At 72.2% G+C, this 16,069-nt stretch carries 13 protein-coding genes; 5 read left to right on the top strand and 8 right to left on the bottom strand.

The genetic code is table 11. The features are described 5' to 3' along the window. Window positions 1-84: 84 nt before the first annotated feature. Window positions 85-522, bottom strand: a complete 438-nt coding sequence (locus tag IF00_RS0116700; RefSeq protein WP_030318797.1) for a winged helix-turn-helix transcriptional regulator — start codon at window positions 520-522, stop codon at window positions 85-87. Window positions 523-664: 142 nt separating this feature from the next. On the opposite strand from IF00_RS0116700, the gene IF00_RS0116695 reads away from it, so the two are divergent. Further along, the gene (locus IF00_RS0116695) at window positions 665-985 is read left to right on the top strand and encodes a DUF6401 family natural product biosynthesis protein (protein ID WP_030318795.1); all 321 of its coding nucleotides are present in this window, start codon (window positions 665-667) and stop codon (window positions 983-985) included. A gap of 2 nt (window positions 986-987) precedes the next feature. Here IF00_RS0116695 and rarD read toward each other — a convergent pair whose 3' ends face one another. Together rarD and IF00_RS0116685 are read right to left on the bottom strand one after the other, a co-directional pair. Then, window positions 988-1,998: an EamA family transporter RarD gene (gene rarD / locus IF00_RS0116690; RefSeq protein ID WP_030318793.1), complete on the bottom strand. Its 1,011-nt coding sequence runs from the start codon at window positions 1,996-1,998 to the stop codon at window positions 988-990. Window positions 1,999-2,102: 104 nt separating this feature from the next. Next, on the bottom strand, window positions 2,103-2,975 hold the full coding sequence (locus IF00_RS0116685; RefSeq protein WP_030318792.1) for an SDR family oxidoreductase: 873 nt from the start codon (window positions 2,973-2,975) through the stop codon (window positions 2,103-2,105). 97 nt (window positions 2,976-3,072) lie between these two features. Here IF00_RS0116685 and IF00_RS0116680 point away from each other — a divergent pair, with 97 nt between their 5' ends. From IF00_RS0116680 to IF00_RS0116665, 4 genes are all read left to right on the top strand, one after another. After that, entirely contained in the window at window positions 3,073-3,483 is a 411-nt protein-coding gene (locus IF00_RS0116680; protein ID WP_030318790.1) for a winged helix-turn-helix transcriptional regulator, read from the top strand. Window positions 3,484-3,629: 146 nt separating this feature from the next. Continuing rightward, window positions 3,630-4,412 carry a hypothetical protein gene (locus tag IF00_RS0116675; protein WP_051820295.1) on the top strand — a complete coding sequence of 261 codons (783 nt, stop codon included), beginning with the start codon at window positions 3,630-3,632 and terminating at the stop codon, window positions 4,410-4,412. Next, window positions 4,409-6,646 (top strand): bifunctional serine/threonine-protein kinase/ABC transporter substrate-binding protein, encoded by a 2,238-nt coding sequence (locus tag IF00_RS0116670; RefSeq protein WP_051820293.1) that lies wholly within the window; start codon window positions 4,409-4,411, stop codon window positions 6,644-6,646. Before IF00_RS0116675 ends, IF00_RS0116670 begins: the two co-directional genes overlap by 4 nt. Before the next feature lie 4 nt (window positions 6,647-6,650). Next, entirely contained in the window at window positions 6,651-8,834 is a 2,184-nt protein-coding gene (locus tag IF00_RS0116665; protein ID WP_030318785.1) for a bifunctional serine/threonine-protein kinase/ABC transporter substrate-binding protein, read from the top strand. Between the two features lie 61 nt (window positions 8,835-8,895). Here the strand turns inward: IF00_RS0116665 and IF00_RS0116660 are convergent, their stop codons facing one another. The 5 genes from IF00_RS0116660 to IF00_RS0116640 all read right to left on the bottom strand — a co-directional run bounded on the left by IF00_RS0116660 (window position 8,896) and on the right by IF00_RS0116640 (window position 15,923). After that, complete coding sequence (locus IF00_RS0116660) at window positions 8,896-9,948, bottom strand: 2-oxoacid:ferredoxin oxidoreductase subunit beta (RefSeq protein ID WP_030318784.1); 1,053 nt, start codon at window positions 9,946-9,948, stop codon at window positions 8,896-8,898. Beyond that, entirely contained in the window at window positions 9,941-11,878 is a 1,938-nt protein-coding gene (locus tag IF00_RS0116655; protein WP_030318782.1) for a 2-oxoacid:acceptor oxidoreductase subunit alpha, read from the bottom strand. The genes IF00_RS0116660 and IF00_RS0116655 overlap by 8 nt, the downstream gene beginning before the upstream one ends. 350 nt (window positions 11,879-12,228) lie before the next feature. Next, entirely contained in the window at window positions 12,229-12,888 is a 660-nt protein-coding gene (locus IF00_RS0116650; protein WP_030318780.1) for a response regulator transcription factor, read from the bottom strand. A 199-nt stretch (window positions 12,889-13,087) separates the two neighbouring features. Beyond that, on the bottom strand, window positions 13,088-14,371 hold the full coding sequence (locus IF00_RS0116645; protein WP_030318778.1) for a sensor histidine kinase: 1,284 nt from the start codon (window positions 14,369-14,371) through the stop codon (window positions 13,088-13,090). A gap of 358 nt (window positions 14,372-14,729) precedes the next feature. Next, window positions 14,730-15,923, bottom strand: coding sequence for a sensor histidine kinase (locus IF00_RS0116640; protein WP_030318776.1), 1,194 nt, complete (start codon window positions 15,921-15,923; stop codon window positions 14,730-14,732). Between the last annotated feature and the right edge of the window lie 146 nt (window positions 15,924-16,069).

Raw genomic sequence — 16,069 nt, 5'->3', positions numbered from 1 at the left:
AGTGCGGGGCCGGGGCCACCGGTTATCCGCGTCCTGCCCGCGGACGTGGCGGAGGCCGGCGGCGGGCGGTGAGGGGCGGGCCCCTCAGGACAGCGTCGCCTTCTCCCGTGCGTCGTACTCCTCCCGTGCGGCCGCGATCTCGTTCTGGTGCTGCTCGGTCCAGGTGACGAGGGAACGGATCGTGGTGTGCAGCGTGCCGCCCAGGGGCGTCAGTTCGTACTCGACGCGGGGCGGGACGACCGGGTGGACGGTGCGCTTCACCAGACCGTCGCGCTCCAGCTGGCGCAGGGTCACGGTCAGCATGCGCTGGCTGACGCCGTCGATCTCGCGCTTGAGCTCCGTGAAGCGCAGCACCCGGCGGTCGAGGAGGGCGATGACGAGGAGCGACCACTTGTCGGCGACCCGGTCGAGGATCTGCCGCACCTCGCAGTCCTCGCGGGCGTCCCACTGGAAGGGGTCGGGATCCCCGTCGTCCCCGTACGTTCCCGTGCAGTGACTCGGCGACTTCACAGTGGCTTCCATGGCACCAGATGCTCCCGCAGGACGCGCACGGTCACAAGAGGGAACCGACCCGCGGACCGGTAACCGCCGGCCGGGCGGACGTCCCGGACGCTGCGACCAAGGTCACGGCCTGGGCGTCCGTGTACGCACCTAATGTAGAGGGATGAACGATTCGCCCGGCTGTCCGCTGATCGGGGTCGCCGCCACGTACATGCCCCGGCTCTCGGAGATGACCTCCGAGCCGGGGCTCGCGGCTGCCGTGGACCAGCACGCCGCGGCCGTGTGCGATGCCCTGATCCCGGCCCAGCGGGGGCGGGATCAGGACCGGACCGTCCGGCGGGAGGAGCTCGCCGACTACGTTCTCGGGTTCACCGACTGGCTGACCGGGGTCGACTGGACCGAGCCCGTCGGCCACGACTTCGCGACCCTCCGCCTGACGGCGGTCTGCTGGCTGATCCGGGAGCACGACCTGCTGGACGTGTGAGGTCAGGGCGCCTGTCGAACGGTGGACGCCGCGGGTGCCGCCGCCGCCGTTGCCTGAGCGGGCTCCGCCGTGGCGTCGGCGGCCGACGCGGCTTCGGCCGTCGCCTTCGCCGCCTCCATCGCCGCCCTGCTCCGGCGGGCCGTGCGCAGGGCGTCCCAGGTGAGGATCGTCAGGGCCAGCCAGACGAGGGAGAAGCCCGCCCAGCGCTCCGGGGGCATCTCCTCGTGGAAGTAGAGGACCCCGAGAAGGAACTGGAAGGTCGGCGCCAGGTACTGCAGGAGGCCGAGCGTCGACAGCGGTACGCGGATCGCGGCCGCCCCGAAGCAGACGAGCGGCACCGCCGTGACGATGCCGGTGGCGGCGAGCAGGGCCGTGTGGCCCGCGCCGTGGGAGCCGAAGGCCAGGGTGCCCTGGGTGCCGAGCCAGACGAGGTAGCCGAGGGCCGGCAGGAACTGGATCGCGGTCTCGGCGGCGAGCGACTCGAGGCCGCCGATGTTGACCTTCTTCTTCACCAGGCCGTAGACGGCGAAGGAGAAGGCGAGGGTCAGGGAGATCCAGGGCGGCCGGCCGTATCCGATCGCCAGGACGAGGACGGCGGTGAAGCCGATGGCGACCGCGGCCCACTGCGCGGGGCGCAGCCGTTCCTGGAGGACGAGGACGCCGAGGGCGATGGTGACGAGCGGGTTGATGAAGTAGCCGAGGGAGGCCTCGACGACATGGCCCGTGTTGACGGACCAGATGTAGAGGCCCCAGTTCACCGTGATGACGGCGGCGGCGACGGTGATCAGGCCGAGCTTGCGCGGGCTGCGGACGAGCTCGCGGATCCAGCCCCAGCGGCGCACCGCGAGGAGGGCCACGCCGACGAAGACCAGGGACCACACCATGCGGTGGGCGAGGATCTCCACCGATCCGGCGGGCTTGAGGAGGGGCCAGAAGAGCGGGACCAGTCCCCACATGCCGTAGGCGCCGATCCCGTAGAGCAATCCTGCTCGTTCCTCGTTCTCCGTCTTCACCGGACCTCCCGCCCTGTGCCGCGCTGTCCTGTCGAAGGTAGCGCCGCACGGGGCAGGTTGTCATGTCCGTACCGCAATACGGTCATGACCGTAGGGAGTGGTGGTCAGGAGCCGGCGAGGGCTTCCTTGATCGTCACGGCGATCGGGGTGGTCGGGCGGCCGATGAGGCGGGCCAGGTCGCCGGTCTGCCGGGCGAGCGCGCCGTGCTCCACGGCCCGGTCGACGTCGACCAGGATCTCGGCGAACGGGGCCGGGACACCGGCGCCGGTGAGGATCGCGAGGTGCGCCTCGGCGGGCACGTTGCTGTACGTGATCTCCCGGCCGGACTGCGCGGCGACCTCGGCCGCGTACTCGGCGAGCGACCAGGCGGTGTCGCCGCTCAGCTCGTACGCCTTGTTCAGGTGCTCATCGGCGGGACCGGCCAGGACGGCGGCCGCGGCGGCGGCGTAGTCGGCGCGGGAGGCGGAGGCGATCCGGCCCTCGCCGGCGTTGGCGACGACGGCGCCGTGGGCCAGGACCGGGGCGAGGTTGGCCGTGTAGTTCTCGGTGTACCAGCCGTTGCGCAGGAAGGTGTACGGCAGGCCGGAGTCGAGGACCAGCCGCTCGGTGACCTTGTGCTCGGCGGCCAGGTCGAAGTCGGCCTCGTCGCCGCCGAGGACGCCGGTGTACGCGAGCTGGGCCACGCCCGCGGCCTTGGCGGCGTCGATCACGGCGGTGTGCTGGGCGACGCGCTGCCCGACCTCGCTGCCCGAGACGAGGAGCACCCGGTCGCCGGCCTCGAAGGCGCCGGCCAGGGTCTCCGGCTTGCTGTAGTCCGCGATCCGCAGCTCGACACCGCGCTCCGCGAGGCCGGCGGCCTTCGCCTTGTCGCGGACGACGGCGACGACGGACTCGGCGGGGACGGTGGGGTCGGCGAGGAGGGCGTCGATGACGAGACGGCCGAGCTGGCCGGTGGCTCCGGTGACGACGAGGCTCATGGTGCGTCCTTTTCCCGTGGGGTGCGGTGGGCGATGCACTCACCGTACGTCTGGCGCTAACCTTTCGTAAGTACCCACTTTGAAGTAAGGTACTGGTATGGGAGTAAGTGAGGAACCGAAGAGTCTGCTCGCGGACGTCGACGGCGCCATGTGCCCGTCCCGCCTGGTCCTGGAGCACGTCACCAGCCGCTGGGGCGTCCTGATCCTCATCGCGCTGCGCGAGCGCTCGTACCGCTTCAGCGAGCTGCGCCGGCGTGTGGGCCGCGTGAGCGAGAAGATGCTCACCCAGACGCTCCAGACCCTGGAGCGCGACGGCTTCGTCCACCGCGACGCCAAGCCCGTCATCCCGCCGCGCGTCGACTACAGCCTCACCGGGATCGGCGAGGAGGCCGCCCGCCAGGTCTGGGAGCTGGCCCGCTGGTCGGAGCGCAGGGTCCCGGAGGTCGAGGAAGCCCGCGGCCGGTACGACGCGTCGCGTCGCGAGCGCGCCACGAATCCGTCCCAATGATGTTGTAACCAAGGCGAGTTGTCGGCGCCGGGCCGTACGATCTGCTCACCGTTCGTGGGGAAACCGTGAGGGACCGTGGGGGAACTGTGGCGTACGGGGACCGAAGACTGTGGCGTGCCTGCTGTGTCGTACTGGTGGGCGGGGTGATGGCTGCCGGCTGCACCAGCGGCGGCGAGAAACCCGACGGCAAGGGGAGTACGGGCAGGACGGCGGCCCCGACCAAGGCCCCGGCCAGCGTACCGGCCCCGACGGCCGCACCGACCGAGCTCGACTTCACCCCGGACCCGAAGCGAGCGCCGAAGACCGAGGCGGAGGCCAGACGCCTCGCCCTGGCCGTCGTCGCCGGGCCCGACGCCTGGGCCGCGGGCTACGTCAAGCGCACCCCGTACCTCAGCAACCCGGACTACTGGCCCGTCCTCGGCGCCACCTGCTCCTGGGAGACCGGGACCCGGCCGGCCGGCGTCCTTGCCAGCGTCACCGCCTACAGCGAACTCCCCGCCGTCGGCGGCAAGGGCGTCCTGCGGGTCGCCGCCACCGTCACCGTGCACCGCACCGAGTCCGACGCCGACTGGGAGATGGCCTCGACCCTCGAAGAGGCGCTGCGCTGCCCCGACCAGAAACTGCGCGACGGCGAACGGATCACCGAGCTCATGTCGCTCGGCAACCCCTTCGGTGTCGGAGGCAACGGCACCGCCCACGACTCGATCCGCGAGGGCGGCTCCTACCTCAACGACGCCGTGAAGGGGAAGCAGTCCTACAGCTGGTACCAGTCACGACTCGGACAGATCACCGTCGCCACCGTCGTCAAGGGAGCCCCCGGCTACAGCGAGATGAACGACGGCACGATCACCGGCACGAGCCAGGCGCAGATTCGGGCGCTCGTCACCATGCTCGATCGCGCCAAGGACGAGCTGGAGGTCCAGTCGTGAGCCCCACCGCCCCGCAGTCCCGGCCCGAGCCAGGCGCCCTCCAGCCTCTGCTGCCCTCCGACCCGTCCGCGATCGGCGGATACCGGCTCCTCGGCCGGCTCGGCGCCGGCGGCATGGGCGTCGTCTACCTCGGCCGCACCGCCGCCGGCGAGCTCGCCGCCGTCAAGGTCACCCACGCCGACCAGGCCGACCAGCCCGACTTCCGCGCCCGCTTCCGCCGCGAGGTCGAGGCCGCCCGCCGGGTCTCCAGCCCCTGGGCCGTACCCGTCATCGGTGCCGATCCTGACGCCCCCGAACCGTGGATGGCCACCGCCTTCGTCGCCGGACCCTCCCTCGGCGAGGCCGTCACCGCCCACGGCCCGCTGCCCGAGCGGAGTGTCCGCCTCCTCGGCTGGTCCGTCGCCCGCGCGCTCGCCGCCGTGCACGCGGCCGGGCTCGTCCACAGGGACGTCAAGCCCGGCAACGTCCTCCTCGCCGTCGACGGCCCGCGCCTCATCGACTTCGGCATCGCCCGCGCCACCGGAGAGACCGCGCTCACCGCCACCGACATGGTCGTCGGCACGCCCGGCTTCCTCGCCCCCGAGCAGGCCGAGGCCCGCGTCGACGCCATCGGGCCGCCCGCCGACGTCTTCGCCCTCGGCGGCCTCCTCGCCTACGCGGCGACCGGCCGCCCGCCCTTCGGCACCGGCGCCGTGGACGCCCTGATGTACCGGACCGTCCATGACGAACCCGACCTCACCGGCGTCCCCGAAGGGCTGCTCGATCTCGTCCGGGCCTGCCTCGCCAAGGACCCGGGCGCCCGGCCCACCGCCGCCGAGACCGGCGTGCGGCTCACCGAGGACACCCCCGGCGACGGCGCCGACTGGCTGCCCGCCCCGGTCGTCCGGACCATCGCCGAACGCTCGGCCCGAATGCTCGCCCTGCCGGAGATCGACGTCACCGAGACGGGCGGCATCACCGGCCAGGAAGCGCCGAAGAGGAGCAGACGCGGCTTCCTGCTGCTCGCTTCGGGCGCCGCCGTCCTGGCCGTCGGCAGCGGCGCGGCGGCCGTCTGGGCCGGGCGCGGCGAGGACGAGGCGGACGGCAAGGAGGGCGGCAGGAAGGCAGCCCCGCCCCGCACCGGCTGGACCATCGGGGTCCTCGCCGACCTGTCCGGGCCGGCCAAGGACATCGGCCGGGCCCAGGAGCGCGGCGCTCGCCTCGCGGTCGAGCAGTTCAACGCCCGAAAGGACAAGCCCTTCACGCTCGGCCTCAAGGTCGTCGACGACCGGGGCGACTCGGCCCGGGCCCTGGAGTCCACCAAAGCCCTCACCACCGACCCCGGGGTCCTCGCCGTCCTCGGCCCCACCTCCGACGCCGTCGCCCAGGCCGTCATTCCCGCCTTCGAGGAGGCCGGGATCCCGCTGATCACGGTCTCGGCCGGGTACAACCTGCTCACCCTACGAGCGGGCGCCGCACGGAACGAGACGGTCCTGCGCGCCATCCCGAACCACATCAGCGCGGGCACCCACCTCGCCTTCGCGGCCACGCTGCTGCCTGGGATCCGCCGCCCCGGGGTGCTGGAGGACCGGACCGAAGACCACTACAGCTGGCAGGTCACCGGCGGCGTGCGCTTCGGTTTCGGGCAGGCCGGAATCACCCCGCACTTCCGGGTCGTCCCGGCCCGTACGCGCGCGTACCGCCGCGTGCTCGGCGAGATGATCGACGCGGGCATCGACGCCTACATCCATTGCGGCGTCACCGAGACCGCCGTTCTCGCCGCCCGCGCGCTCGGCGAACTCGGCTTCACCGGACCGAGGTTCACCGGCCAGGCCGTGTTCGGCCAGGAGTTCCTCCGGCAGGCCGGGGCGGCCGCCGAGGGCTGGTTCGTGTGTGCGCCCGTCGCCGACCCGGCCACGCAGAAGTCGGCCGCATCCTTCAGCGCCGCGCACCGCAAGCGGTACGGCGCTGCCCCCGCGTACTACGCGGGCGAGTCGTACGACGTGGTCACGATGACGATCGAGCAACTGACGGCCCAGGCGAAGGCCGGAGGCAAGCCCGCGCGCAAGGGGCTGTGGGCCGCGCTGCGCAAGCAGAACTACAAGGGCGCGATGGGCGGTTACAACTTCACCGAGGCCGGTGATCTGGGCATGGGGGGCACCTTCGTCTTCGCGGTCCAGAACGGCGCCTACAAGCCGATCGGCTCCGCCCCCCTGCTGCCGCGCAAGCCCGAGAAGAACGACGAGAAGGCCTGAGCCCGTGCAACCGCTGCGCAAGGCCGATCCGTCGACGATCGCGGGGTACCGGATCCTCGGCCGTCTCGGCGCCGGTGGCATGGGCGTGGTCTACCTCGCCCGTTCCGCCGGCGGGGCGCTCTCCGCGCTCAAGCTCATCCGGGCCGAGCACGCCGCCGACCCCGGTTTCCGGGAGCGTTTCCGCCGTGAGGCGCGGGCCGCCGAGCGGATCACCGGCCGATGGGTCGTCCGGGTCCTCGGGTCCGACCCGGAGGCCCGCGAGCCGTGGCTGGCCACCGAGTACGTGCCCGGCCCGGCGCTCGCCGAGGCCGTGGCCCTGCACGGCGCTCTGCCGGAGCCGACCGTACGGGCCCTGGGTGCCCGGCTGGCGTCCGCGCTCGCCGACATGCACGAGGCCGGGCTCGTCCACCGGGACGTCAAGCCGGGCAACGTCCTCCTCGCCCTCGACGGGCCCCGGCTCATCGACTTCGGCATCGCCCGTTCCGCCGGGGCGACCGCACTGACGGCCACCGACGCGATGATCGGCACCCCGGGCTTCCTCGCGCCGGAGCAGGCCCGGGTCGCCGGGGCGGGCGAGGTCGGCCCGGCGAGCGACGTCTTCTCGCTGGGCTGCGTCCTCGCTTACGCGCTCACCGGCGAACGGCCCTTCGGCGGGGGCGCGGTGGCAGCCGTCGTCTACCGCACCGTCCACGAGGAACCCGAGCTCGACGGCGTACCGGCCGCACTCCTCCCGCTGGTCGCCGCCTGCCTCGCCAAGGACCCGGCGGACCGGCCCACGGCGGCCGAGGTGCAGGCCTCGCTGGGAGGCGCCGACGGCCCGGCGGGGGACTGGCTGCCGACCGGCCTGCCCGCCCTCATCGCCCAGCGGTCCTCTCGCGTCCTGGACCTGCCCGTCGCCGAGCCGACCATGCCCGCGGACCCCGGGCAGCCCCGCGGGATGTCGCGGCGACGCGTCCTCATGGCGGGCTCGGCCGCCGCCGTGGCGGGAGCCGGCGGCCTGACCGCCTGGCTGCTGAGCAGCACACCGGGCGGGACGGGCACGGCAACGGGCGGCACCGGAGCGCTGCTCGCCACGTACACGATCGGCGTCCTCACGGACCTGAGCGGCCCCACCAAGGCGGACGGCCGGGGGCAGGAGCGCGGAATCCGGCTGGCCGTGGAGGAGTTCAACGCCCACCGTGACCGCCCCTTCGACGTGCGCCTGCGGGTCGAGGACGACGCCGGGAAGCCGGACCGCGCCAAGGCCGCGGCCCTCGCCCTGCTGAAAGTCCCCGGGCTGGTCGGGGTCCTCGGGCCGACGCTCGCGCCGACGGCCATCGCGGCGGGGTACGAACTGTCGCTCCGCGGGGTGCCGTTGGCGAGTGTGGTCGCCGATGTTCCGGCCGGTCAGATCAAGGGCCAGGAGACCAAGATCACCTACATTCAGCCGCGAACCATCCACGACATGATGACGGTTCCCTTCGGCCGCTACCTCACCGAACACGGGGCGGTGCGGACCGCCGTCGTGGAGGACCGGGCCGGGGGCGAGTACAGCTGGTACGCCGTCAAGACCATGAAGGAGTACCCGCCGTCGGGGGAGAAGGGCGGGGTCGTGACCTCCCACCCCGTCGAGGCGGACAGCGAGGACTTCGGCCCCGCGGTACGGGCCGCCCTCGCGACCGACCCGCAGGGCGTGCTGTACGCGGGGACGTCACCGCGCCGGGCCGCCCTGTGCGCCAGGGCGCTGCGCGACCAGGGGTACCGGGGGCCCTGCGGCAGCGTCGAGCACGTGCTCCAGCCGGAGTTCCTCACCGCCGCCGGTGCGGCCGCCGAAGGCTGGTACTTCGGTACGGGCTATGTCGACCCCGACGGGCTCCCGAAGGCCAAGCGGTTCACCGGCGCCTACCGGAGACGCTGGGGGCTCGCCCGTACGACACCCGTCGACCGGTTCGCCACGGAGGCGTACGACCTCACCAACTGGGCGCTCCAGGCGGTGCGCTCGGCGGCCTCGAACCACGCCGAATCGGTGACCTCGGGCGTCCGGAACGGCCTGCTGGAGACTTCGTACCCAGGGCTCGTCAAGACGTACGCGGCCCAGACGAGCAGGAACACGAAGCTCGCTCTGCTGGGTCTGTACCTCTGGCAGGTGAAGAGCGGGGTGCCCCGTTTCCTCGGGTCCTTCGACGAGGCGGCACGCAAGGGAACGTGACGCGGACGGAGCACACGAGGGGGCCCGGCCCGCGGTGCGGACCGGACCCCCTCGCATCGCTCTAGCCCACGACCGTCCACGTGTCGTTGCCCGTCAGCAGCTGGCTCAGGTCGCCCTTGCCGTGTTGTTCCAGGGCGGTCTCCAGCTGGTCCGCCATCAGGGTGTCGTACACCGGTCGCTCCACCGACCGGAACACCCCGATGGGGGTCTGGTGGAGGGTGTCCGGGTCCGCCAGGCGGGAGAGGGCGAAGGCCGTGGTGGGGGTCGTCGCGTGGGCGTCGTGGATCAGGATCCGCGACTCGTTCTCCGGGGTGACCGTGACGACCTGGAGGTCGCCGGTGGCCGGGTCGCGGACGACGCCCTTCTCGTTCTCGGCGCCGAAGCGGATCGGCTGCCCGTGTTCGAGGCGGATGACCGCTTCCTTGGCCTGGTCCTTGTCCTTGAGGACCTCGAAGGCGCCGTCGTTGAAGATGTTGCAGTTCTGGTAGATCTCGACGAGCGCCGTGCCGTTGTGGTCGGCGGCCTGCCGCAGGACCTCGGTGAGGTGCTTGCGGTCGGAGTCGACCGTGCGGGCCACGAAGGAGGCCTCCGCGCCGAGGGCGAGTGACACCGGGTTGAAGGGCGAGTCCAGGGAGCCCATCGGCGTCGACTTGGTGATCTTGCCGACCTCGGAGGTGGGGCTGTACTGGCCCTTGGTCAGCCCGTAGATCCGGTTGTTGAACAGGAGGATCTTGAGGTTGACGTTGCGCCGGAGGGCGTGGATGAGGTGGTTGCCGCCGATGGACAGCGCGTCGCCGTCGCCCGTGACGACCCAGACGGACAGGTCGCGGCGCGACGTGGCGAGGCCGGTGGCGATGGCCGGGGCACGGCCGTGGATCGAGTGCATCCCGTAGGTGTTCATGTAGTACGGGAAGCGGGAGGAGCAGCCGATGCCCGAGACGAAGACGATGTTCTCCTTCGCCAGGCCCAGCTCCGGCATGAAGCCCTGGACGGCGGCCAGGACGGCGTAATCACCGCAGCCGGGGCACCACCGCACCTCCTGGTCGGACTTGAAGTCCTTCATGGACTGCTGCGCCTCGGCCCTGGGGACCAGGTGGAGGAGGGGCTCACTCATCGATGGCCTCCTTGAGAGCGGCGGCGAGCTGCTCGGCCTTGAACGGCATGCCGTTGACCTGGGTGTGGCTGCGGGCGTCGACGAGGTACTTCGCCCGGACGAGGGTGGCGAGCTGGCCCAGGTTCATCTCCGGGACGACGACCTTCTCGTACCGCTTCAGGACCTCGCCGAGGTTCCCCGGGAAGGGGTTGAGGTGCCGCAGATGGGCCTGGGCGATGTGGCCGTTCTCCCGGCGGATGCGGCGGACGGCCGCCGTGATCGGCCCGTAGGTGGAGCCCCAGCCGAGGACCAGGGTCCGTGCGCCGTCCGGGTCGTCGACCTCGATGTCGGGGACGTCGATGCCGTCGACCTTGGCCTGCCGGGTGCGGACCATGAACTCGTGGTTGGCGGGGTCGTACGAGATGTTCCCGGTGCCGTCCTGCTTCTCGATGCCGCCGATGCGGTGTTCGAGACCGGGGGTGCCGGGCACCGCCCACGGGCGGGCCAGGGTCTCCGGGTCGCGCTTGTACGGCCAGAAGACCTCGGTGCCGTCGGCCAGCTCGTGGTTCGGGCCGGTGGCGAACCGCGTCCGCAGGTCCGGGAGTTCGTCGACGTCCGGGATGCGCCAGGGCTCGGAGCCGTTGGCGAGGTAGCCGTCGGAGAGCAGGAAGACCGGCGTGCGGTACGTGAGGGCGATCCGGGCCGCCTCGATCGCCGCGTCGAAGCAGTCGGCGGGCGTCTTCGGGGCGACGATCGGGACCGGCGCCTCGCCGTTGCGGCCGTACATCGCCTGCAGCAGGTCGGCCTGCTCGGTCTTGGTGGGCAGCCCGGTGGACGGGCCGCCGCGCTGGATGTCGACGATCAGCAGCGGCAGCTCCAGGGAGACCGCGAGCCCGATCGTCTCCGACTTGAGCGCCACACCGGGGCCGGACGTGGTCGTCACGCCGAGCGCGCCGCCGAAGGCGGCCCCCAGGGCGGCGCCGATGCCGGCGATCTCGTCTTCCGCCTGGAAGGTGCGGACGCCGAAGTTCTTGTGCTTGCTGAGCTCGTGGAGGATGTCCGAGGCCGGGGTGATGGGGTACGAGCCCAGGTACAGCGGCAGGTCCGCCTGGCGTGAGGCGGCGACCAGGCCGTACGAGAGGGCCAGGTTCCCCGAGATGTTCCGGTACGTGCCGGTCGGGAAGGCCCTGGTCGCGGGGGCGACCTCGTACGAGACGGCGAAGTCCTCGGTGGTCTCGCCGAAGTTCCAGCCGGCCCGGAAGGCGGCGACGTTGGCCTCGGCGATCTGCGGCTTCTTCGCGAACTTCTGCCGCAGGAAGGTCTCGGTGCCCTCGGTCGGCCGGTGGTACATCCAGGAGAGCAGCCCGAGCGCGAACATGTTCTTGGAGCGCTCGGCCTCCTTCCGGGACAGGCCGAACTCCTTGAGCGCCTCGACGGTCAGCGTGGTCAGCGGCACGGGGTGGACCCGGTAGCCGTCCAGCGAACCGTCCTCCAGGGGCGAGGTCGCGTAGCCGACCTTGGCCATGGCGCGCTTGGCGAATTCGTCGGTGTTGACGATGATCTCGCCACCGCGCGGCACGTCCCCGATGTTGGCTTTGAGGGCGGCGGGGTTCATCGCGACCAGCACGTTCGGGGCGTCGCCCGGAGTCAGGATGTCGTGGTCGGCGAAGTGCAGCTGGAAGGACGAGACGCCCGGCAGGGTTCCGGCGGGTGCCCGGATCTCGGCCGGGAAGTTCGGCAGCGTGGAGAGGTCGTTCCCGAAGGACGCCGTCTCCGAGGTGAAGCGGTCACCTGTCAGCTGCATACCGTCACCGGAGTCACCCGCGAAGCGGATGATCACCCGATCGAGACGGCGCACTTCCTTCTCGGTGCCGTGGTGCGGCTTCGCCGGGGCGCTGCGCTGCTCCCCGAGCAATGCCTCACCGGCCTCGCTACTGACCTGGCTGGTCACTGAACTGGACCTCCCTCGCGGCAAGGGGACTCTCCGCCGGAGGCGGGAGAAGGCTCGGGATGCGGTCGGCCGATCACCGTCCGTCCCGAAGCCCACCCTACGACGGTAAGGAGGGCCCTCCCGGGACTTCTCACATCATGGACCTCTTTTTGAGACGCCCTCTTGCCCTGAATTGTCACATTCTGTCGCCACCCGGAGTGTTCCGGAAAGCCGGATTCCGCCTCATTCTTTGGACCTAGGGCCCCCTGGGGGCCTTCAACCGGCCGCCTTCCGGGTGGCGACCCGGGTCGTGACTCGGGTCGCGACTCCCGGAGGGCGGCTTTCACGCCATCTGACAGAGTGTCAGATGATCAGGATTTCAGATACGTCAACACCGCCAGTACCCGTCGGTGATCGCCGTCACTCGGTGAGAGTCCCAGCTTCAGGAAGATGTTGCTGATGTGCTTCTCCACCGCGCCGTCGCTCACGACCAGCGCCTTCGCGATCGCGGAGTTCGTCCGCCCCTCCGCCATCAGACCGAGGACCTCCCGCTCGCGCGGGGTCAGATTCGCGAGCACGTCCTGCTGACGGCTCCGGCCCAGCAGCTGCTGCACGACCTCGGGGTCCAGCGCCGTACCGCCGCCGGCCACCCGCACCACGGCGTCCACGAACTCCCGGACCTCCGCGACCCGGTCCTTCAGCAGATAGCCGACACCACGACTGGAACCGGCCAGAAGTTCGGTGGCGTACTGCTCCTCCACGTACTGCGACAGCACGAGCACACCGAGTCCCGGATGCTCCTTGCGCAGCCGCACGGCCGCGCGGACCCCCTCGTCCGTGTGCGTCGGGGGCATCCGCACGTCGGCGACGACGACATCGGGCAACGCGCCCTGCGCCGCGAGCCCGGCCACGGTCTCGACGAGCGCCTCACCGTCCCCCACACCGGCGACCACGTCATGCCCGAGATCGGTGAGAAGCCGGGTCAGTCCCTCCCGCAGCAACACGGAATCCTCCGCGATGACCACCCGCACGCGCCCGACCTCTTGATCCACACCCACGCCCAACAGCCCCCATGCCTTCTTGCCCGAGTACTTCCTGCGACTCGGCCAGCATCGCAGGGTCGCCTCGCGTTGTGCTCATTCCCGAGAGGAGAGCCCGCCGACGGCCCTCCCCGCAACAGGACGGCGCCCCGGGGCCCGAAGGCCACGGGGCGGCAAGCCCGGCGCGGTGTCACGCCCGCCAGGGCAGCTCCGCCGTCACCGTCGTGGGCCCGCCCTCCGGCGAATCCACCGCGAGCACTCCGTCCACCGCACCCACCCGCTCGGTGAGCGAGGACAGACTCCGCCCGGCCACGACGTGCGCCCCGCCCACCCCGTCGTCCCGCACCTGAAGCATCAGCCGGTCGCCCGTGCGCCACACGTCCACCCAGGCCCGCCGGGCCCGGGCGTGCGCCGTGACGTTCCGCAGCAGCTCCGAGACGGTGAAGTACGCGATGCCCTCGATCGCCGCGACCGGCCGCGCCGGCAGGTCGACGTCCACCGACACCGGAACCGCGCACCGCGAGGCCACCGCCGACAGCGCCGCGTCCAGACCCCGGTCGGTGAGGACGGCCGGGTGGATGCCCCGGGCGAGGTCCCGCAGCTCCTGGAGGGCGAGCTTCACCTCGCCGTGCGCCTCGTCGACGAGGACCGCCGCCGCCTGCGGATCCTGTGCGAGCTTCTCCTTCGCGAGCCCGAGATCCATGGCGAGCGCGGCGAGCCGGGCCTGCGCCCCGTCGTGCAGATCGCGTTCGATGCGCCGCAGGTCCGCCGCCGCGGTGTCGACGACCACGCCCCGGTCCGACTCCAGTTCGGTGACACGGGAGGCGAGCCGGGAGGGCCCGAGCAGCCCGGAGACCAGGAGGCGGTCGACGGCGACGAATCCGCGCAGGAGCCAGGGCCCGGTCATCACGAAGAGCAGCCCGACGAGGCTGGTGACGGCGATCTCGAAGGGGGAGTCGAGGTAGAGGTTGTGGGTCCCGTCGCCGTACAGCTGAATGCCGTCCTGCCCGACGTACGCCGGGAAGACCCACTGCCACAGCGGATACGTGAAGAGGCCCCAGCCCCAGGTCCAGAAGGCCACGGTCACGGAGAACGAGAAGATCGCCCACGGCATGTGCACGATCGCGTACAGCAGGTGCCGCCAGGACGCCCCGCTCTTCAGCATGGCACCCATCCAGGAGAAGGCCCCGCCGGTCCGGCCCCGCACGGGTTCGGGCGCCCGCACGTCGACATCGAGCAGGGCGCGCGCCCGGGCCCGTTCGACGGCCCCGAAGCCCCGGCACATGGCGAGGGCCCCGGCGAGGATCGGCACACCCAGGAAGGTGATGAGCAGCCCGGCGCCGGCCGAGACGAACGCGATGGAGAGCGCGAACCAGCAGACGCTCAGCGGCAGCCCGATCAGCACGTAGAGCAGCGCACGCCACGTGCGGCCCTCGAACGGCGCGCGGATCGCGGCGGGGAGGTGGGAGGCCATCGCTGGGGTCCTTCTCTGCTCGGGGAGGGGGCGGGCGGTACGTATCCCAGCGTTCCGCGCCGGGCCTCCCGGGACCATGAGGCGGGTGGGCGTCTGGGGGCGGGGGTTTTCCCTACCCCGGGGGTACGGGAGGGAGTGCGGCGGCCGAGCGAGCGGTGCTCCGCGGCCGGTGCGAGGCCCCGACGGGCGGGAGGCCGGATCGCGGTGGAGGGGCCGCCCGCGCCGGGCCGGCCAGGCCGGCGGGAGCGCACTCCCGGCGGCCCGGCGGCGGGCTCGACGCGACGGCCGGCCCGCGCACCCGGCTACCGACGCTCGGGTCCGCACCCCGTCCCTGGGCCCGCGGAGGCGGGCCGGGCCGTCACGCCCCCGGGCGCGACCGCCACGGCAGTTCCGCCGTCACCGTCGTCGGGCCACCCTCCGGGGAGTCCAGGACGAGCAGGCCGTCCACCGCCCCGAGCCGTTCCGCGAGACCCGCGAGACCCGTGCCGCCGTCGAAGCGGGCGCCGCCCGCCCCGTCGTCCCGCACCTGGAGCAGAAGCCGGTCCTTCGCGCGCCACACCTCCACGGACGCCGAACGCGCCCGCGCGTGCTTCGAGACGTTCTGGAGCAGCTCCGACACCGTGAAGTACGCGATGCCCTCGATCGCCTCCGCCGGCCGCTCCGACAGATCCACCGTGACCTTCACCGGCACCGTGCAGCGCGCCGACACCGACGAGAGCGCGGCGCTCAGCCCGCGGTCGGTGAGGACGGCCGGGTGGATGCCCCGGGCGAGGTCCCGCAGCTCCTGGAGCGCGAGCTTCACCTCGCCGTGCGCCTCGTCGACCATCGCCGCGGCCGTCTCGGGATCGTCGAGGAGCTTCTCCTTCGCGAGGCCGAGCCCCATCGCGAGCGCGACGAGCCGCGCCTGCGCCCCGTCGTGCAGGTCCCGCTCGATGCGCCGCAGGTCCGCCGCCGCGGTGTCGACGACGACACCCCGGTCCGACTCCAGCTCGGCGATCCGCCGCTCCAGTTCGTCGGAGGGGGAGAGGAGACCCCGCACCATGCCCCGGTCGGCGTTGGCCATGCCCCGGGACAGGAACGGCAGTACGGGCCAGAGAACGATGAGGGAGACGAGCGCGATCGTGAAGGTCACGATCCCCCAGGGCAGCCGGATCAGCCCGTACAGCTGAGTCCGCCAGGCCACCGGGTCCTTCAACGTGCTCCACAGCCAGCCGAAGAAGCCGCCGCGCGACGGCAGCGGGGACGGCTCGGCGATCTCGACCCCGAGCAGCGCCCGGGCCCGCGCCCGCTCCGACCGGCCGATGAGGCGCGCGCCGCCGAGCCCGAGGGCGAGCAGCGGGAGTCCGATCACGGTGACGGACAGGCCGACGCCGAGGAGCACGCTCACGACCGCGTAGACGAAACCGACCAGCGCGGTGAAGAGATTGGAGAGGAGGAAGGCGATCTCCTTCCAGGTCTCCTTCCCGTAGGCGGTGCGCTGGGGCGGACGCGGGCGAGGGGGCGAGGCGGAGGCGGCCCCGGAGGATGCGGCGGGATCAAGATCGGCGGTCATGTTCTCCAGCCTGCCGGTCGAGGGCCGCGCGACGCCATGGGGGAGGTGGGTGAGCGGCAGGGGGGATATCCCCACCAGGTCCGCAAGGAGGACTGCGCCGGGCCCGTACGACGACCGCACCAGCTCCCTGAGAGCACTGCATGAGG

Source organism: Streptomyces flavochromogenes, from assembly GCF_000717595.1.
In the GTDB taxonomy this organism is placed as follows: Bacteria; Actinomycetota; Actinomycetes; order Streptomycetales; family Streptomycetaceae; genus Streptomyces; species Streptomyces flavochromogenes.
Note: the sequence above shows the minus strand (reverse complement) of the source record. Positions and strands in the feature narration are given on the sequence as shown.